General features: G+C 31.4%; 16 protein-coding genes. 12 read left to right on the top strand and 4 right to left on the bottom strand.

Annotated features, from left to right (window positions below; genetic code table 11):
• Positions 1-191: 191 nt before the first annotated feature.
• From AJN70_RS05455 to cueO, 4 genes are read right to left on the bottom strand one after another with little or no spacing between them, the layout of a single operon-like run.
• Positions 192-1,382 carry a molybdopterin molybdotransferase MoeA gene (locus tag AJN70_RS05455; RefSeq protein WP_070295578.1) on the bottom strand — a complete coding sequence of 397 codons (1,191 nt, stop codon included), beginning with the start codon at positions 1,380-1,382 and terminating at the stop codon, positions 192-194.
• A 3-nt stretch (positions 1,383-1,385) separates the two neighbouring features.
• Positions 1,386-1,832 carry a molybdopterin synthase catalytic subunit gene (locus AJN70_RS05450; RefSeq protein ID WP_002855371.1) on the bottom strand — a complete coding sequence of 149 codons (447 nt, stop codon included), beginning with the start codon at positions 1,830-1,832 and terminating at the stop codon, positions 1,386-1,388.
• Positions 1,833-2,054, bottom strand: a complete 222-nt coding sequence (locus AJN70_RS05445; RefSeq protein ID WP_002779488.1) for a MoaD/ThiS family protein — start codon at positions 2,052-2,054, stop codon at positions 1,833-1,835.
• Position 2,055: 1 nt separating this feature from the next.
• A complete protein-coding gene (gene cueO / locus AJN70_RS05440) occupies positions 2,056-3,597 on the bottom strand; it encodes a multicopper oxidase CueO (RefSeq protein ID WP_070292223.1) in 1,542 nt (513 codons plus the stop codon).
• Between the two features lie 123 nt (positions 3,598-3,720).
• On the opposite strand from cueO, the gene nspC reads away from it, so the two are divergent.
• From nspC to AJN70_RS05375, 12 genes are all read left to right on the top strand, one after another.
• Positions 3,721-4,869, top strand: coding sequence for a carboxynorspermidine decarboxylase (nspC, locus tag AJN70_RS05435; RefSeq protein ID WP_044778903.1), 1,149 nt, complete (start codon positions 3,721-3,723; stop codon positions 4,867-4,869).
• 303 nt (positions 4,870-5,172) lie between these two features.
• Complete coding sequence (locus AJN70_RS05430) at positions 5,173-5,886, top strand: molecular chaperone (RefSeq protein ID WP_002851502.1); 714 nt, start codon at positions 5,173-5,175, stop codon at positions 5,884-5,886.
• Positions 5,861-6,052, top strand: coding sequence for a twin-arginine translocation signal domain-containing protein (locus AJN70_RS05425; protein ID WP_002851537.1), 192 nt, complete (start codon positions 5,861-5,863; stop codon positions 6,050-6,052). The genes AJN70_RS05430 and AJN70_RS05425 overlap by 26 nt, the downstream gene beginning before the upstream one ends.
• Positions 6,052-8,856, top strand: a complete 2,805-nt coding sequence (locus AJN70_RS05415) for a formate dehydrogenase subunit alpha (RefSeq protein WP_079264430.1) — start codon at positions 6,052-6,054, stop codon at positions 8,854-8,856. Before AJN70_RS05425 ends, AJN70_RS05415 begins: the two co-directional genes overlap by 1 nt.
• Entirely contained in the window at positions 8,853-9,494 is a 642-nt protein-coding gene (fdh3B, locus tag AJN70_RS05410) for a formate dehydrogenase FDH3 subunit beta (protein ID WP_002851264.1), read from the top strand. Before AJN70_RS05415 ends, fdh3B begins: the two co-directional genes overlap by 4 nt.
• Positions 9,491-10,423 (top strand): formate dehydrogenase subunit gamma, encoded by a 933-nt coding sequence (locus AJN70_RS05405; protein ID WP_044778902.1) that lies wholly within the window; start codon positions 9,491-9,493, stop codon positions 10,421-10,423. The genes fdh3B and AJN70_RS05405 overlap by 4 nt, the downstream gene beginning before the upstream one ends.
• Positions 10,424-10,589: 166 nt before the next feature.
• Entirely contained in the window at positions 10,590-11,372 is a 783-nt protein-coding gene (fdhD, locus tag AJN70_RS05400; protein ID WP_052858392.1) for a formate dehydrogenase accessory sulfurtransferase FdhD, read from the top strand.
• Positions 11,365-12,102, top strand: a complete 738-nt coding sequence (locus AJN70_RS05395; protein WP_002862159.1) for a winged helix-turn-helix domain-containing protein — start codon at positions 11,365-11,367, stop codon at positions 12,100-12,102. The genes fdhD and AJN70_RS05395 overlap by 8 nt, the downstream gene beginning before the upstream one ends.
• Before the next feature lie 112 nt (positions 12,103-12,214).
• Positions 12,215-14,317 carry an aspartate chemotaxis receptor CcaA gene (gene ccaA / locus AJN70_RS05390; RefSeq protein ID WP_002862158.1) on the top strand — a complete coding sequence of 701 codons (2,103 nt, stop codon included), beginning with the start codon at positions 12,215-12,217 and terminating at the stop codon, positions 14,315-14,317.
• 110 nt (positions 14,318-14,427) lie between these two features.
• Positions 14,428-15,000 carry a sulfurtransferase-like selenium metabolism protein YedF gene (gene yedF, locus AJN70_RS05385; protein WP_002867054.1) on the top strand — a complete coding sequence of 191 codons (573 nt, stop codon included), beginning with the start codon at positions 14,428-14,430 and terminating at the stop codon, positions 14,998-15,000.
• Positions 15,001-15,010: 10 nt separating this feature from the next.
• The gene (selD, locus tag AJN70_RS05380; RefSeq protein ID WP_079396812.1) at positions 15,011-16,033 is read left to right on the top strand and encodes a selenide, water dikinase SelD; all 1,023 of its coding nucleotides are present in this window, start codon (positions 15,011-15,013) and stop codon (positions 16,031-16,033) included.
• 129 nt (positions 16,034-16,162) lie between these two features.
• Positions 16,163-19,651 (top strand): proline dehydrogenase family protein, encoded by a 3,489-nt coding sequence (locus AJN70_RS05375; protein WP_070295577.1) that lies wholly within the window; start codon positions 16,163-16,165, stop codon positions 19,649-19,651.
• The last annotated feature ends 13 nt before the right edge of the window (positions 19,652-19,664 follow it).

The following is a 19,664-nucleotide window of genomic DNA, read 5'->3' as shown; positions in this document are numbered from 1 at the left end:
TAAAAAACCCTGAAATTTTCATTATCTGGTAAATATCTATTTTACCATAAAGAAATTTAAAAAGGGACTAAAAAACCCTAGTGGATTGAAACTCCGCTAGGGCTAATTACTCCACTAAAAGGAGGTTGCAAATTTGAAATTTATTGAAATTTATGGTTGATTAAAATCGAAATAAAATTATTTAAATAATTTTAAGGCATAAAGATAATATCCACTAAACTTTCATTTTCTAACATTTCACATTCTTTTGGCACCACCATAAGGGCAGCTTTATTGTTAAGATTGTTTATAATCGCACTAGAGCCTTCTTTTTTACCTTCAAGATTAGCTAAAATGCGTCCATTTTCAAACTTTATGTTACAAGCGACAAATTCCAAATAAGGTGTTTTTTTCTTGTAGCTTCCTTGTAAGAAGGCTTTGCAAATATAGTCTTTAGGCTGAAGTAACCAAGAGTTTAAAATCTCTCTTGCGTAAAGATTAAACATTACCATAGCCGAGTAAGGAAAACCTGGTAAGGCGATAATGAATTTTTCATTAGCCTTGGCTATTTTGATATGTCTACCTGGTTTTATGTCGGCTTTATCGATGATGATTTCGTATTCTTTGATGGCTTTTTTTAAAAAGTCAAAATCCCCCATAGAAACCCCGCCCGTTGTAACTAAAATATCACAACTTTGCAAAGCACTTTCAAGGGTAGAAAAAGTGGCTTTTTCATCATCTTTTAAAAGAGGAAAAACCCTTGTATCGCAATTTAAATTTTTAGCTAAATTAGCTATGGCGATATGATTTGAAGAGCGGATTTGAGCAGGATTTTCCAAGGCTTCTCCTAGATCTTTTATCTCACTTCCACTACTTAAAACCCCTACAATAGGCTTTATAAACACACTAATGTGAAAAAATCCAAGTTCAGCCAAAAGAGCTATCTCGCTATAATTTAACTTTGTGCCTTTTTTGAGTAAAATTTCATCTTTTTTATAGTTTTCTCCTACCGCACGCACGGCAAAAGCTTGGGGAACTTTTTTTTCTATAAAAAGAGTATCATTTTCTACGCGTACATTTTCAACAGGGACTAAAGTATCGCTTCCTTCGCTCATGAGTGAGCCCGTAAAGGTTTTTACACAAGTGCCATTTTGCACGCTAAATTGTGGCATAGTGCCTGCAGGTGTGAGGCCTAAAATTTTTAAAGGCTTATCTTGATCTTCAAATTTGATCGCATAACCATCCATAGCCGAGGTTGGAAATTCAGGCTGATTTTTAGGGGCTTTTATGTCTTGAGCTAAAATGCGTCCTAAACACTCTGTAAGAGCTATTTTTTCAATCTTTTCATAGGTTTTGATATGAGAGTGTAAAATTTTTAAACTTTCTTCATAAGACATTAACATTTTTTATCCTTTTAAAAGTCCTGCACCGCAAAGTTTGGTTGATCTTTCTTTAGCATAAATTCTTTCTTTGTTTATCACATCATACTTCCAAATAGGTGCGCTTGCTTTAAAATCTTCAACAAATTCATTAAGGAGTTTAAGTCCTAATTTTCTTTGTTTGCTTAAAATTCCTGCAAAATAAGAGCTTTCATGAACCGCCACATCGCCTATAGAGTGAGCAAAAAGCAAGCTAATACCATCAAAATCTACTCTTTTTTGCCACTCATCAAACCATTTTTTTAAAAGCGGTTCATAAATATCAAAACTAAGCGCCTCAATGCCTCCTTCTTCACGCACAATACCACAAAAAGTCAGCAAAGCACCGCAGTTTTTATCCTTGGCAAATTCATACCATTGGCTATAAATTTTAGGAATATCTAAAGAGCCTTGATAGAGTGTAAAATGTTCCATTTAACCCCCACAAACTGGCGGTAAAAGTGCTATTTTATCACCATCTTTTAACTTAGTGTTTTCATCAAAAATGATTTCATCGTTTAAAGATACGGCACAAAGTTCTAGCCATTCTTTTAAACTCTCATCTTTTTGCAAAATTTCTTTTAATTCTTTTAAATTTTTTACCTCAAGTTCTAAATTTTCTTTATTTATGGGGCCTAAAAATTCCACTTTTACCATTTTATTCCTTTACTTCTAAATTTCCCATCATTCCTAAATCTTCATGTTCTAAAATATGACAATGATACATTCTAAGTCCTTTAAAATCTTGTTTCATTCTAAGTCTTAATTCTTCATTAGGACGCACATTTATAGTATCTCTTAAGGCTCTAAATTCGGCTTTTTGAACTTTGCCATTGAGTTTTGATGAGATGAGTTCAAATTGCGTGCCATGTATATGGAAAGGATGATCCATGTGAGATTTATTTATCACTATCCAGTCTTCAACTACTCCAAGCTTGGAGCTTAAATCAATGTGTTTTAAATCATAGCTTTTGCCATTGATTAAAAACATAGACGCAAGAGCGATTTTTAATTCGCTTTCACTTTTTCCCATCATACCATGCATTTGCATATGATCTTCACTCATGATTATTTCTTTAAATTCCTTAGGTTCTTCTGAAGGTTTGAAAATTTTTAAATTTTTTGGAAGTTCTACATTTTCTTTTTTTAGGTTAATATTGGCTAGAAATAGGGTATTAGGTTCTTCTTTTACCATCATTTTATCCCTATCATAATAAGCACTTTCTAGCTTAAAATTCCCATCTTTTGGAGCGTCGATTAAAACTTCTACGCGAGAAGCAGGACTTAAGAAAAGTTCTTCTTTATAAATAGCTTTTTCTATAAGTCCACCATCAGTACCAACAAGTATAAACTTAGCTCCTTGTATGCGTAAATTTAAATATCTTGCTGCAGTAGCATTATAAATGCGTATGCGTTCGTTTGTGGCGAGTTTGATTTGAGGTTTAAATTGTCCATTGATGAGTACAAATTCTCCTTCTCTACCATTTAGCCAATCATTTAGGTTGTTGTTTGGAATTTGAGCGTTTTCATCAAGACGCAAATCGCTAATCATCAAATCTTTTTCTTTTAAATGACTTAAAGCATCTTTTTTTGCTTTGATCACAAAAGCCCCTGCTAAACCCATAAAAACTTGTTTAGAAGTGGTATAATGAGGGTGTGGATGATACCAGTAAGTTCCTGCGCTATCTTGAGGAATTTCAAAACGATATATTCTTTCTTCTCCTGCTAAGATAGGATCATGTGGGCTTCCATCTTGATCAGGTGGCACAGGAACGCCATGCCAATGTATAGTTGTAGCTTCCTTGAGTTTGTTTTTGACTAAAATTTCAAGTTTATCTCCTTCAAAAACTTCTATTTTTGGAGCAGGTACTAGACCATTGTAAGTATAAAATAAGGTTTTTTTACCTTTGATAAGCTCTATATGATTTTCTTTGATTTCTAGGGTAGCACGAAAAATATTTTTTTCTTTACTTTCATTTTTGAGTAAAGGCAAGGCTTTTAAAATTTCTCCTTGGGGGAATTGTTTTGGATCTAAAAGCTTTAAATTTTTTGGAGCAAAGTTTATAAAAGAAGTATCTAAGTCATGATTTATAGAATGATTTTTATGCATGGAGTGCATATCATGCATAGGATTTGCATAGGCTACACCCATACTTGCTAGAGTGAGTGCATTAAATTTTAAAAAATTTCTTCTATTCATTAGTTTTTCCTTTTGCTTGATTTTTTGTATTATAGTCATTATTTTTTTAGTTTTAGTAAATATTTATTTTGAAAATTTGGTTTAATTTTGTTATGATTTTAGCAATTTAATCAAGGAAAAATAATGTTTTATGAAAAAATTCAAACTCCAGCTTATATTTTAGAAGAAGATAAATTAAGAAAAAACTGTGAGCTTTTAGCAAGTGTTGGTGAAAAAAGTGGTGCTAAAGTGCTTTTAGCTTTAAAAGGTTTTGCTTTTTCAGGAGCGATGAAAATTGTTGGAGAATACCTAAAAGGTTGTACTTGTAGCGGACTTTGGGAAGCAAAATTTGCTAAAGAATACATGGATAAAGAAATTCATACTTATTCACCTGCTTTTAAAGAAGATGAAATAGGTGAAATAGCCAGTTTATCTCATCATATAGTGTTTAACTCTTTAGCTCAATTTCATAAATTTCAAAGCAAAACACAAAAAAATTCCTTAGGTCTTCGTTGTAATGTTGAATTTTCTCTAGCCCCAAAAGAACTTTACAATCCTTGTGGAAGATACTCAAGACTTGGAATTCGTGCTAAAGATTTTGAAAATGTGGATTTAAATGCTATAGAAGGACTTCATTTTCACGCACTTTGTGAAGAAAGTGCTGACGCTTTAGAAGCTGTTTTAAAGGTCTTTGAAGAGAAATTTGGTAAATGGATAGGGCAAATGAAATGGGTGAATTTTGGAGGAGGACATCACATCACTAAAAAAGGCTATGATGTTGAAAAACTTATTGCTTTGTGTAAAAATTTCAGTGATAAATATGGTGTACAAGTTTATCTTGAACCAGGTGAAGCGGTGGGTTGGCAAACAGGAAATTTGGTGGCTAGTGTAGTAGATATCATAGAAAATGAAAAACAAATTGCCATTTTAGATACTTCAAGCGAAGCACATATGCCAGATACTATCATCATGCCTTATACAAGTGAAGTTTTAAATGCTAGAATTTTAGCCACAAGAGAAAATGAAAAAATTTCAGACTTAAAAGAGAACGAATTTTCCTATTTGCTTACTGGAAATACTTGTTTAGCGGGTGATGTAATGGGAGAATACGCCTTTGATAAAAAGCTTAAAATCGGCGATAAAATTGTTTTTTTAGATCAAATTCATTACACCATTGTAAAAAACACAACTTTTAATGGTATAAGACTTCCAAATCTCATGCTTTTAAATGCAAAAAATGAACTTCAAATGATAAGAGAATTTTCTTATAAGGATTATTCTTTAAGAAATTAGTATTATTTATAATTTGCATAAAATGTTAATTTTATTTGGAAGAGAATCAAAGATATAAATTTTATGCAAAGTATTTTATTTTTTCAAATATAAAATCAACTCAAATATCTAATTTTCAATATTTTGGTATGATTTTTTAATATTTTAAATCCTTGTGGAATTTTATTGAAATTCAGTGATTTTTAAATCAAATAGTATTAAGATAAATCGATTTAAAAATCGGCTTTAAAATGAATATTAGGTATATTTTGCATAATATTCATTCAAGCAAAATTTAAAGCTATTTTTGAAAATTTTGAATGCATGGGGGCTTTAATGGATTTGGAAAAATTAAGATTAGCTAGAAGTCTTTATTATCAATGTCTAGGAGAGCTTTTTGTTTTTTCATTTTCTGAAGAAAGATTGTCAAAATTACAAGAGTATTTAAAGACAATGCAAGAATGTTTATTTGATGAAAATTTAAAATCAAATTTTGATATCTTGCTTAAGCATTTAGATGATGAAAATTCTATACAAGCATTTTTTAAAGAATATGATTTGCTTTTTTTAAGTCTTAAAAATAGTATTCCAACGACTTTTTCTTACATAGAAGAAGGTTTTGAAAATTCAAATCCTTTACTTTGCGTGCGTCAAATTTTAGTCAAAAGTAAAATAAGACGCAATGAAAAATTTTTTAAAGAAAGTGAAGATAGTGTTGGATTTTGTTTATTGTTGATGAGTGAATTTTTAAGGCAAAATGAAGATGATTTAGCCAAAGAGCTTTTTGAAAAAGTGATCAATAAAAGCATTGATGAGTTTTTAGGCGATGTTTTCATGAATAAAAATGCGAATTTATATAAGGAAATTGCAAGTATTGCATCGGCTTTTATGGAATTTGAAAGACTTTGCTTTGAAGTGGAAAAACCTGCAAAAATAAATTCTAAAAAAGTGCAAAACGATCTATCGCGTTCAGAATTTTTAAGAAGAGAAGCAAATAAACAAAGGAGGACTCGTGAAAAATCGCAGGGAATTTCTTAAAAAATCCGCTTTTGCCTTAGGGGCTGCTGGAGTGCTTGGTAGCACAACTTTAGCTCTAGCTAAAGATGAAGAAAGAAAAGATTTGGTTAAAGGTAAAAGTAAGAAAAAAGAAGTGCTTTTTCAAAGAAGTGCTAATTGGGAAAATTATTATATAAAGGCTGAGTAATGTCAAGTGTAGGTGAAAATATCAAGCTTACGCGTCGTTCTTTTCTTAAAATGGCAGCACTTTCAAGCCTAGCAACACCGTTGCTTGCTAGAAGTGAAACTTTAAGAGAAGCGAGTGCTGATGAGCTTAAAGAAGCTTATGAAGGTAGTAAAAAAGTAAAAACAGTTTGTACAGCCTGTTCTGTAGGCTGTGGGATTATTGCAGAAGTGCAAAATGGTGTTTGGGTGCGTCAAGAAATCGCTCAAGATCATCCTGTGAGTTCAGGTGGACATTGCTGCAAGGGATCTGATATGATCGATATGGTGCGTTCACATGTGCGTTTAAAATATCCTATGAAAAAAGAAAATGGAGAATGGAAACGCATAAGTTATGAGCAAGCTTTAAGTGAGATCGGAGAAAAACTAGCTGCTTATCGTAAAGAAAATCCTGAAAGTGTTATGTTTTTAGGTTCTGCAAAACTTAATAATGAACAAGCTTATTATATAAGAAAATTTGCAGCATTTTTTGGAACGAACAATGTAGATCATCAAGCTAGAATTTGACACAGCGCAACAGTCGCCGGTGTGGCGAATACATTTGGTTATGGCGCTATGACAAACCATCTTGGAGACATCCAAAGAAGTAAATGTATCATTATCATTGGAGCAAATCCAGCGGTAAATCACCCTGTGGGTTTTAGACATTTCTTAAAAGCAAAAGAAAAAGGTGCAAAGCTTATCGTTGTAGATCCTAGATTTACAAAAAGTGCAGCAAAAGCGGATATTTATGCAAGAATTCGTCCAGGAACTGACATTGCTTTCATGTATGGAATGCTAAAAATCATCTTTGATGAAGGCTTAGAAGATACAAAATATCTTGATGAAAGAGTTTTTGGAATTGATAAAATTCGCGAAGAAGCAGCAAAATGGACAGCCGAAGAAGTAGAAAATGTTACGGGAATTTCTAAAGAACTTTTGGTGCAAATCACTCACGAAGTAGCTAAAAACAAACCAACTACGCTTATTTGGGCTATGGGTTTAACTCAACATACTGTAGGAACTTCAAATACACGTTTAGCACCTATTGTGCAAATGGTACTTGGAAATATAGGTAAATTTGGTGGCGGAGTTAATATCTTACGCGGACACGATAATGTTCAAGGTGCTTCGGATATGGCTTGTTTGAGTGAAAATTTACCTGGTTATTATCCTTTAAATGAAGCGACTTGGAGATACTATGCCAAAATTTGGGGTGTGGATTATGAATGGCTTTTAGGAAATTTTGTAAGTAAAGATTGGATGCATAAAACCGGACTTTCACTTGCTAGATGGTGGGCAGCAGCTTTAAATGGAAAAGATGGAAATGATGCTATCGATAATGCAGGAACGCCTTTAAAAGCTTTAGTAGTTATGGGAAATGGTATCACTTCAACCGCACAACAAGTAAAAGTTAAAGAAGGTTTGGAAGCTTTAGAGCTTTTAGTTTTGGCTGATCCTTTTGTAAATGAAGCAGGGATTATCGCAGAAAGAAAAGATGGGATTTATCTTTTACCTGCAGCAACACAGTTTGAAACAAGCGGAAGTGTAACAGCTACAAATCGTAGTGGACAATGGAGATTTAAGGTTGTAGATCCACTTTATGAAAGCATGGAAGATCAAGAAATTTTATTTGAGCTTTCTAAAAAATTAGGTTTTTATGAAGACTTTACCAAGACTTTACGCGATGAAAAAGGTGAGATCGTTTGGCCTGAAAATGCAACAAGAGAAATTGCAAAAGCAGTTAGAAGTATAGGGCTTAATGGTTGGAGTCCTGAAAGGCTTAAAAAACATACTTTATACTGGGATAAATTTGATGAGGTAACTTTAGAAGGAAAAGACGAAGTTGCTGGCGAGTATTACGGGCTTCCTTGGCCTTGTTGGAGTGATAAGCATCCAGGTTCTCCTGTGCTTTATAATACCGACATTGAAGTAGCAAAAGGTGGTATGGGCTTTAGAAACAATTTTGGACTTGAGTATGAAGGAGAGAGTTTACTTGCTAAAAATGCGCCTTTAAATTCGCCTATTGATACAGGTTATCCACAAATTACTAAAGATAATATAGAAAAAGTTTTAGGCATTACTTTAAGTGCCCAAGAAAAAGAAAAAATGGGATCAACTTGGTCTTATGATGATAGCAATATCATAGCAACTAAATGTATAGAAAAAGGCATAGTTCCTTATGGAAATGCTAAAGCTAGAGCTGTAGTTTGGACTTTTAAAGATAAAATTCCACTCCACCGTGAGCCTTTACATTCTCCAAGAAACGATTTGGTGCAAAAATATCCAAGTTTTGAAGATCAAAAAGCACTTTATCGCGTGGATACTAAATTTGTTTCTGTGCAACAAGCTAAGGATTATTCTAAAGAATTCCCGCTTAATCTTGTTACCGCAAGACTTGTGAATTTAAATGGTGCAGGTATGGAAAATAGAGCGTCTATGTATCTAACGCGTTTAACACCTGAAATGTTTTGTGAGATCAATCCTGAATTAGCAAAAGAGCAAGACATTAAAGCAGGAGATATGATTTGGGTACATTCTCCAGAAGGCACTAAAATTCATGTAAGAGTGAAGGTTAATCCAGGTGTAGCAAAAGATATGATTTTCTTGCCTTTCCATTTTACAGGAGTTATGCAAGGCGTGGATTTAACGCACAATTTCCCAGAAGGAACTAAGCCTTATGCAAGCGGAGAAAGTGCTAATACGGTAACAAATTATGGTTATGATATCATGTGTCAGATTCCAGAGACTAAAGGTGGGCTTTGTAGAATCAGTAAGGATGGAAAATGAGTAAGGTAAATTTTGCAAATTTAGAAAAAGAACGCTTGAAATTCTTTTGTGATAATGAGCGTTGTATTGATTGTAATGGTTGTGCGGTAGCTTGTGATGAAGCACATGAGCTTCCTATTCATATTCGCCGCCGCCGTGTGATTACTTTAAATGAAGGAATTCAAGGAAAAGAAGTTTCAACTTCTATTTCTTGTATGCATTGTGATGATGCTCCTTGTTCTATCGTTTGTCCTGTGGATTGTTTTTACATCCGTGCTGATGGTATTGTTTTGCACGATAAAGAAATTTGCATAGGTTGTGGATATTGTCTTTATGCTTGTCCTTTTGGTGCACCACAATTTCCAAAAGATAGTGTTTTTGGAAATAAAGGCATTATGGATAAATGTACTATGTGTGCAGGTGGCCCTGAAGCAACGAATTCAGAAAAAGAAAGAGAACTTTATGGTCAAAATCGTATCGCAGAAGGAAAAGTTCCTGTATGTGCTGCGATGTGTTCGACAAAAGCACTTTTAGTAGGTGAAAGTTCTAAAATAGAAGAGATTTATCATAATAGACTTATGAATAGAAATTATGGCATTCCAAATCCTTCAGAAAGTTTGGAGTGGAAGATTGCTTACACAGGAAAGGAACGCTTATGAGAAAAGTATTTGTAACGCTTTTGTTAAGCGTGGTAAGTTTATTTGCTTATGGTAGCGAGAGAATGGGACAAGATACCCAAATTTGGGATTTTCATCGTATTACAAATATCCCAAATTATGATACTTTTGGCAAACTTTGGACAACTTTGCAAGGTGAATATATAGCTACTATAGCTTTAATCGCTATTATTGCGGTATTGTCTGCATTTGCTTTGCATTATATGGTTATAGGACCTAAGCAATTTTCACACGATGGAAAGAAAATTTATGCTTTTACATTATTTGAAAGACTTTTTCATTTTATCGCGGCAATTTCTTGGGTGATTTTAGTGCCAACTGGTTTTGTGATGATGTTTGGGGCGACTTTTGGAGGTGGACTTTTTGTAAGAGTTTGTAAAAATTTACATGCTTTTGCAACGGTTTTATTTATCATCTCTATAATCCCTATGTTTTTATGGTGGATTAAAAGAATGCTTCCTGCAAGTTATGATATCAGATGGATGATGATAGTAGGTGGTTATTTAAGCAAAGTAAAACGTCCTGTACCTGCAGGTAAGTTTAATTTTGGTCAAAAATCTTGGTATTATATTGCTGTTTTTGGTGGATTTTTGATGATAATTACAGGTGGATTTATGTATTTTCTTGATTTTAATTCCACGGCAATTCAAGGTCTTTTTGGTTTAACTCAAATTGAACTTTTAAGAATTTCAGCTATAGTGCATAATTTCTTGGGTATAGTGTGTGCAGTGTTTTTTGGTGTGCATATTTATATGGCAGTATTTGCAATCAAAGGCAGTATCCATTCTATGATTAGTGGTTATAAGGAAGAAGAGGAGGTTTATATTTTACATTCTTATTGGTATAAAGAATTAAGCAATAAAAAGCAAATTGAACCTAGTTTTTCTTATGATCCTAATGTAAAAATTTAATCTTTAACCGCTATGTTATTGCATAGCGGTAGTTTTAAGCTTTTTTGAAATAAATAGAACGAATTTTATTTTATAAGTTAAATCTAAAATCTATTTTTCCATATATAAATTTGTTATTTATGTTTTTTTGATATAATATTATTTAAAGATATTTAAAGGATAAGGTATGGATCCATTATTTACAACCCAAATTTTAAAATATAAAGGTGATGAATCTTTTACATGCGATGATACTTTAGTACGTGAAATTAAGCTTGAAATTTTTATTAATGATGAAAAAGTAGGTGCTTTAATGGCAACTCCTGTAGATGAACAGGCATTAGCAATAGGGTATTTAATGAGCGAAAATATCATTGCAAAAGTAAGCGATATTGAGAACATAGAAACAAAAGATGATGGTATGAGTGTGCATATCAAAGCAAAGATTGATAAAGAAAATTTAGCAAAGCTTAATGCTGAAGGCGTAGTTATAAGTGGTTGTGGTAGAGCACATACTGCAAATATCGATTTAGAAGCCATTGAAGCGAGTAAAATTAGTTCTGATGTAAAATTTAGCAAAGATGAAATTTTAAAACAAATGAGTACTTTTTATACTCAATGCGAGCTTTACGAGAAAACAGGCTGTGTGCATACGGCTAAGCTTTTTGTAGATGAGAAAACTTTTTTTATAGGTGAAGATATAGCTCAACATAATACCATAGATAAAGCTTTAGGAAAAGCACGTTTAGCTGGGGTTGATTTAAGTCAATGTTTTTTAATGGTTAGTGGAAGGCTAAGTTCTGAAATGGTAGCTAAAGCAGTTATGCATAAAATTCCAGTGCTTGTTTCACGCACGGCTCCTACTTGTTTAGGGGTTATGATAGCAAGAAAATTTGATTTAACGCTTTGTGGTTTTGCTAGAGAAAATAAGATCAATATTTATAGTGGAGAATTTAGAATTCATGGATAAAAATCAAGAAAAAGAAATCATCTCATACATGAGAGAATTGTTAAATAGTAATGAAAAATTAGATTGTGGTACGGCTTTTAAAATTGCAAAGAAATTTAATATAAATATAGAAAAAATCGGACAATTAGCCGATGAAAATCACATGAGAATTGATAATTGCGAGTTGGGGCAATTTGGACATTTAGATTTTGAAAAAGCAAAGATTGAAGTGCTTAAAAAAATAGAACCTAGTTTAGATGAAAAGCGTAGAATTTTTTGTAAAGATGCAAGAGATATTGCTAAAGAAGGTTGTGGACTTAAAAGTATGCGTTCAGCTTTAAAAGCTTATAAGGTTGATGTAAAGTATTGTCAACTTGGTTGTTTTAAAGAAAAAAAAGGTAAGCAATTTATAGTAAGAACAAAAACTTGGATTGAAAATGCGGATGGAGATTTGCTTTTTGGACGAGGAAAAACAGAACTTTTAGAGCTTATCGGACAAACAGGTAGTTTATTGCATGCTTCTAAACTTATGGGGATTAATTATAAAAAAGCTTGGATGCATTTACAAACCTTACAAAAAAATTCTCAAGAAATTTTAGTTAGCACACGACAAGGACGCTCTAAAGAATCAGGAACAAAACTTACTCCTAGAGCTTTGGAATTAATGGAAAATTACTCTATTTTGCAAAAGGACATAGAAGAATACGCTAATAAACGCTTTAAAGAATTGTTCTTAAAAGGAAAAAAATAAATCTTCTATCAAAAAATACTAATACATAATATTTTTATAATTAATTAATAGTATTTTTTTAAAAAATATGTTAAAATATAAAATCCAAAATTTTATTTTAGGAGTTATTAAGATGTTTAAATCTTTAAATATAGGTTTAAAACTTATTTTTTCTGTAGCAACTGTTGTTGTTATTGGGCTTATTATTTTAATTTCATTAATCACAAAACAAGTAAGTCAAAATATTACCAAAAATACAGAAGATATTCTAGCTTCTATCACGAAAGAATATGCTACCCAAACTCAAGGAATTTTTGGGGAAATGATTGCTTTAAATAAAAGTATTTCAGGTACTTTAACAGAAATGTTTAGATCAACTTCAAAAGAAAATTTAGATATAGACAGTATAACAAATATTATAACCAATACTTTTGATAATAGTGCTTATTCTAATTTTACTTATTTGTATCTTATCGATCCGCCAGAATATTTTAAAGAGGAGAGTAAATTTTTCAATACTCAAAGTGGAAAATTTGTTATGCTTTATGTTGATGAAGAAAAAGATAGTAAAGGCGGGATAAAAGCAATACAAGCTAGTGATGAAATAGCTAATTTACAAGTTGTGCAAGATATATTAAAAAAAGCAAAATATGGGGAAAATAAAGTATATATAGGACGTCCTATTAGGATGAATTTAGAAGGTCAAGATTTTGATGCTGTAAATATTGCTATGCCTATATTTGACCGAAAGAATCAAGTTGTAGGTGTTATCGGTATGACTTTGAATTTTTCGGCTATTGCTACTTATCTTTTAGATCCCAAGAGTCAAAAATATGATGGAGAATTAAGAGTTCTTTTAAATTCAGATGGTCTTGTTGCAATTCACCCTAATAAAAATTTGGTTTTAAAAAATTTAAAAGATGTCAATCCTAACAAAGGCGCACAAGAGACTTATAAGGCTATGAGCGAAGGAAAAAATGGAGTTTTTAACTATATAGCTTTTGATGGTGATGATTCTTATGCCGCGATTAATAGTTTTAAAGTGCAAGATAGCTCTTGGACAGTTTTGGTAACTGCCCCTAAATATTCAGTTTTTGAACCTTTGAAAAAATTACAATTAATTATTATTAGCGCATCTTTTATTTTTATTTTTGTTGTTTTGGGAGTGGTTTATTATTGCGTAAGAAAAATTGTTGCAACAAGATTACCAATTATTCTTAACTCTTTAGAATCTTTTTTCCGTTTCTTAAATCATGAAAAAATTGAGCTTAAATTAATTAAAATTCGAGCCAATGATGAATTAGGGGCAATGGGAAGAATCATAAATGAAAATATTGAAAAGATTCAAATATCTTTAGAGCAAGATCAAAATGCTGTAGATGAATCGGTGCAAACTGCTAAAGAAATTGAAAAAGGTAATTTAACTGCAAGAATTACTAAAAATCCTATAAACCCTCAATTAGTAGAACTTAAAAATGTTCTTAATAGAATGCTTGATGTTTTGCAAAGTAAAATTGGTTCTAATATGAATGAAATTAATAGAGTTTTTGATAGTTATAAAGCGCTTGATTTTAGCACAGAGGTGCTTGATGCTAAAGGCGAAGTTGAGATTACAACTAATATTTTAGGTAAAGAAATTAAAAAGATGCTTGTAGCTTCTTCAAATTTTGCTAAAGATTTAGCCAATCAGTCAGAAGAGTTAAAAAATTCTATGCAAAAACTTGCTGATGGCTCTAATGCACAAGCGAGTTCTTTAGAACAATCGGCTGCAGCTGTAGAGGAGATTAATTCTTCTATGCAAAATGTAAGTGGAAAAACAGTTGAGGTTGCTTCGCAAGCTGATGATATAAAAAATATTGTCAATGTGATTAAAGATATCGCTGAGCAAACGAATCTTCTTGCTTTAAATGCAGCTATTGAAGCTGCACGTGCTGGAGAACATGGGCGTGGTTTTGCAGTTGTTGCAGATGAGGTAAGACAGCTTGCGGAAAGAACAGGGAAATCCTTATCTGAAATCGAGGCAAATATTAATATACTTGTTCAAAGCGTAAATGAAGTAGCAGAATCTGTAAAAGAACAAACAGCAGGAATCACACAGATTAACGATGCTATAGCACAACTTGAAACTGTAACTAAGGAAAATGTCGAAGTTGCAAATGTTACCAATAATATAACAAATGAAGTCAATCAAATTGCTGCAGCAATTCTTGAAGATGTGAATAAAAAAAGATTTTAAAAAAGCTCATTTTTGAGCTTTTGAATTTTTTCTATATTATTTAAAATTTTTAAACACAAAACAAGTAATAAAATAATATTATTTTTCAAAGCTAATATCAAGGAAAAATAATGAAAATTGATTGTCGCAATCTTTCTTGTCCTCAGCCTATAGTTGAAACAAAAAACGCTCTTGAAAAACTTCAAGAAAATGAAATTTTAGAAATTGTTTTAAATTCTATTATTTCAAAAAATAATGTTGTAAAATTTCTTAACTCTTTAAATTTAAATCCTATTATAGATGAAAATGCACAAGAGTTTTGCATCAAAGTGCAAAAAAAGAATTTTAATTCTAGTGAAGTAAATATTCACGATTATAATGTTTTATTTTTAAAAACCGACAAAGTGGGTGAGGGTGAATTGGGACAAAATTTACTTGTAGGATTTTTAAGTACCTTAAAAAATTTAGATCATGCTCCAAGTAAAATTCTTTGCGTAAATGAAAGTGTTTTAATCAATGTTGATGAAAATCATAAAGCACATTTAGCTATGAAAGAACTTGAAAATTTAGGTATTGAGATCATAAGTTGCGGAGCTTGTTTGGAATTTTTTAATAAAAGCAAAGAACTTAAAATAGGAAATATAGGCAATGCTTATGAAATTTTAAACGAGCTTTTTGGTAAAGCAAAGATTATTACTTTGTAAAGGAAAAACACTGCAATATAAAAATCAAAATTTAACGCATTTTGTTAAAGCAGCAGGCTGAGCAGCGAAATTAAGCCCGGGTGGTCTTAAAACAATTTTAAATTTCATGCAAAAAACCCCTGCCTTACTTAGCGATATTGGAAATAATGAAGATGCAAGTGTATATCAAATCAGCCGCGATTTAGCTTTGGTGCAAACGCTTGATTTTATCACTCCTATAGTAGATAGTGCTTATCATTTTGGTACTATTGCCGCAGCAAATGCTTTAAGCGATGTTTTTGCTATGGGTGCAGAGGTGATTAATGCCTTAAATATAGTAGGTTTTGATACTTGTAATCATGATTTAAATATCTTAAAAGAGCTTTTAGAAGGTGCAAATGATAAGATTCAAGAATGCAATGCTTTAGTTGTGGGTGGCCATACTATAGAAAGCACTGAGCTTTTTTTTGGACTTAGTGTTACAGGAAAAGTACATCCTAGTAAATTTATTGCTAATAATACTTCTAAAGTTGGAGATTGTATCATTTTAACCAAGCCTTTAGGAACAGGAATTTTAAGTACAGCTTTAAAGGCACAAATGCTAAATCAAAAACATTTAGATATAATGCTTAAAAGTATGATGGAGTTAAATTATAAAGCCAGTCAAATTGCTCTTAAATTTCACCCAAGCGCCATGAGTGATGTCACAGGTTTTGGACTTTTAGGTCATTTAAAAGAAATGCTAAATAAAAATATTTCTTTTGAAATTTTTGAAAGTGAACTTCCTTTTTTAGATGGAGTAAAAGAGTATTTTAATATGGGTTTAATTCCTGCTGGAGCTTATAAAAATTTAGAATTTATAAAAGAACTTATCCCTGATTTAAATGAAGAAAAATTATTACTTTGTGATCCGCAAACTTCAGGAGGACTTTTAATTTCTATAAGTGAAAAAGAATCCTTAGAATGTTTAAAAAAACTAGAAGATGAAAATATTCAAGCTAAAATTATTGCTAAGGTTGTAAATAAGCAAGAAAATGATATTATCATTTCTTAATTTTTGTTACTTATATACCCATTAAAATTTTTTTTATCATTTTTTATACATTTTCTATGATTTAAAATATTATTTTTATCTTATTTATATATTATTTATTAAAATTTATTTTATCTTAGGAGATACGAAATGATACAAAAAGCTTTAGCCTTAGCTGAAGAATTGCAAGGACAAATAGAAGCTAATATTTCAAATTCTGAAAAAGAATTTCATGCTAAAATGCAAAAACTTCTTAATAATCCCAAAAATAAAGTTATGCTTATAGAACTTTTAGATCGTTCTTTTAGATGTAAAGATAAAAATGCAAGTTTTGAGCTTATAGAATATATTTTGAGTAAATATGGCATAGCGGATTTTTTTAGCACTTTTGAAAAATTCCTACTTTTTAGCTTTTTAAATTTTGGCAAATTTGCTCCTAATTTAAGTGTACCTTTTTTTGTCAAACATTTAAGAGAAGATACTAAAGCTATGGTTCTAGATGCAAACCCTAGTGTTTTAGAACCACATATTAAGAAAAGAAAAGAGCAAGATAAAATTACCTTAAATGTGAATTTAATCGGTGAAGAGGTTTTAGGTGAAGCTGAGAGTAAATATCGTATGCAAAAATATGAAGAGGCTTTAAAATCAAGTTATATCACTTATATTTCCATAAAAATTACTACTATTTTTTCACAAATTAATATTATAGATTTTGATTATTCCAAAGAAGAGGTAGTAAAAAGACTAGATTATCTTTATGCTTTGGCCTTAGAAGAAGAGAAAAAACAAGGTGTTTCTAAATTTATCAATCTTGATATGGAGGAATTTAGAGATTTAGAACTTACTGTTGCAGCTTTTATAGAAAGTGTAGCCAAATTTGATATTAAAGCGGGGATTGTTTTGCAAGCTTATATTCCTGATTCTTATGAGTATCTTAAAAAACTTTTTGCTTTTTCAAAAGAGAGGGTTTTAAAAGGTATGAAGCCTATTAAGATCCGTTTTGTTAAGGGTGCTAATATGGAAAGTGAAGAAACTATTGCATCTCAAAAAGGCTGGGAGCTTCCTACTTTTTACAAAAAAATAGATACTGATAGCAATTATAATAAAATGCTTGATTTTATTCTTGAAGGAGATAATTATAAATACATCAACATAGGAATTGCAAGTCATAATATCTTTGAGATTGCTTATGCTTATACACGCATAAGTGAAGCGGGTGCTTTAGATTCTTTTACTTTTGAAATGCTTGAAGGTATGAGTTTGCAATGTTCTTATGAATTATCTAAAATGCATGATTTAATCCTTTATGCCCCAGTTTGTGATGAAGCACATTTTAACAATGCCATTGCTTATCTTGTAAGACGCCTTGATGAAAATACAAGTGAAGATAATTTTATGCGTTATTTTTTCAATCTTAAAGTAGGAGATAAAAACTGGAATATCCAAAAAGAACTTTTTTTAAAATCTTTAGAAGGCGTAAAAACTCTTGATAACACTACGCATCGCAAGCAAGATAGAAATAAAGAATTAAATATCACAAGTTCTTATGAAAGTAAAAAATTTAGCAACGAAAGTGATACGGATTTTATTTTAGCGCAAAATAGAGCATGGGCTAAAGAAATTAAAGCTAAATATGAAAATTTAAAAGATTATGATGTTTATCCTGTCATAGGTGAGCTTGATTTTAAAGCAGAAAATTTAAATGTTTTAGAAGTTAAAGATAAGATTGAAGATAGAGTGATAGGAAAGGCTTATTTAGCCGGAGAAAAAGAAATCAAACAAGCTTTAGAAGTAGCTAAAAATTCCAAATTTATACAAAAAAGTCATGATGAAATTTATCAAATTTTAGCCAAAAGTGCAAAACTTATGAGAGAAAGAAGAGGGGATTTGATAGGTTTGGCGGCTTTAGAAGTGGGCAAAACCTTTTTAGAGATCGATCCAGAAGTGAGTGAGGCTATTGATTTTATAGAATTTTATCCGCACTCTTTAGAAGAGCTTAAAAAACAAAATCCAAAAGTTACATTCACACCTAAAGGCATAGGGGTTACTATAGCTCCTTGGAATTTTCCTATAGGGATTTCAGTAGGTACTATAGCTGCACCACTAGCTGCAGGTAATGTGGTGATTTATAAACCTTCTTCACTTTCAACCCTAACAGGTTATATGCTTTGTAAGTGTTTTTGGGATGCAGGTATTCCAAAAGACGCTTTGATTTTCTTACCTTCAAAAGGAAGCGATATTTCTAAATATTTACTTGTTGATGAAGCGATTAAATTTTCAATTCTTACAGGAGGAGAGGATACTGCTTATGCTATGTTAAAAGCTAATCCAACCTTGCTTTTAAGTGCTGAAACGGGAGGAAAGAATGCGACTATAGTTTCTAAATTTGCTGATCGTGATAGTGCGATTAAAAATATCATTCATTCTGCGTTTAGCAATAGCGGTCAAAAATGTTCAGCTACTTCTTTGCTAGTCTTAGAAGAAGAGGTTTATCATGATGAAGAATTTAAAAAGACTTTAGTAGATGCTGCAAGTTCTATTGCGGTGGGCAGTCCTTTTGAATTTAAAAATAAATTAGGTGCTTTAGCTGATAAGCCAAGTTCTAAAGTTCAAAAGGCCTTAGATGAATTACAACCTTATGAAGAATGGGCATTAAAACCTAAGTTTTTAGAGGATAATCCTTATTTAATGACTCCAGGCATAAAATACGGCACTAAAAAGGGTGATTTTACCCATATGAATGAACTTTTTGTGCCGATTTTAAGTGTGATGAAGGCTAAAGACTTAAAAGAAGCTATTGATATAGTAAATTCCACAGGTTATGGTTTAACTGCAGGTTTTGAAAGCTTAGATGAAAGAGAATGGGAGTATTTTCACACTCATATAGAAGCAGGAAATATTTATATCAACAAACCAACCACAGGGGCTATAGTGCTTCGCCAACCTTTTGGTGGAATTAAAAAATCAGCTATAGGTTTGGGTAGAAAAGTGGGAATTTATAATTATATCACTCAATTTTTAGAGATTAAGCAAGAAGATTTTGATGATCATTTAATTGAAGATAAATTTTCAAAAAAATTAGCACAAATAGATTTAAAAGAATCACAAGATTTTATGAACGATTTAATTAAAATGTCTCAATCTTATGCTTATCATTATAAAAATGAGTTTAGTGTTTCAAAAGATTATGTCAATATTCGTGGAGAAGATAATCTTTTTTCTTATACTAAAATAAAGAATATGGTTTTAAGACTTTGTGGAAATGAAAGCTTAAAAGATGTTTTAGGGGTGATTTTAGGTGCAAATATTGTAAATATTGATCTAAGTATCAGTTATGATGAACAAGATGTTAGTATGATAGAACGAATTGTTCAAAGCATAGGAGCAAAAGTATTATTTTTAAAAGAAAATAAAGAAAATTTTATCAAGAGTATTAAAGAATATGAAAGAGTGCGTTATTTGGCAAAGCCAGATGTAAATGATGAGATTTATAAAGAGGCTGCAAAGCTTGCTAAAATCATCATAAGAGAAAAGCCATTGTTAAATGGTCGTTTTGAACTTTTAAATTATTTTAATGAAAAAGCTTTAAGCATATCTTTTCATCGCTATGGAAATTTAGGCATTAGAGCAATATCTTAATGATTAAGGAGAG

Origin of the sequence: Campylobacter sp. BCW_4341, assembly GCF_001764255.1 — a bacterium.
GTDB lineage: Bacteria > Campylobacterota > Campylobacteria > Campylobacterales > Campylobacteraceae > Campylobacter_D > Campylobacter_D jejuni.
This window is presented reverse-complemented; position numbering and strand designations above follow the sequence as displayed.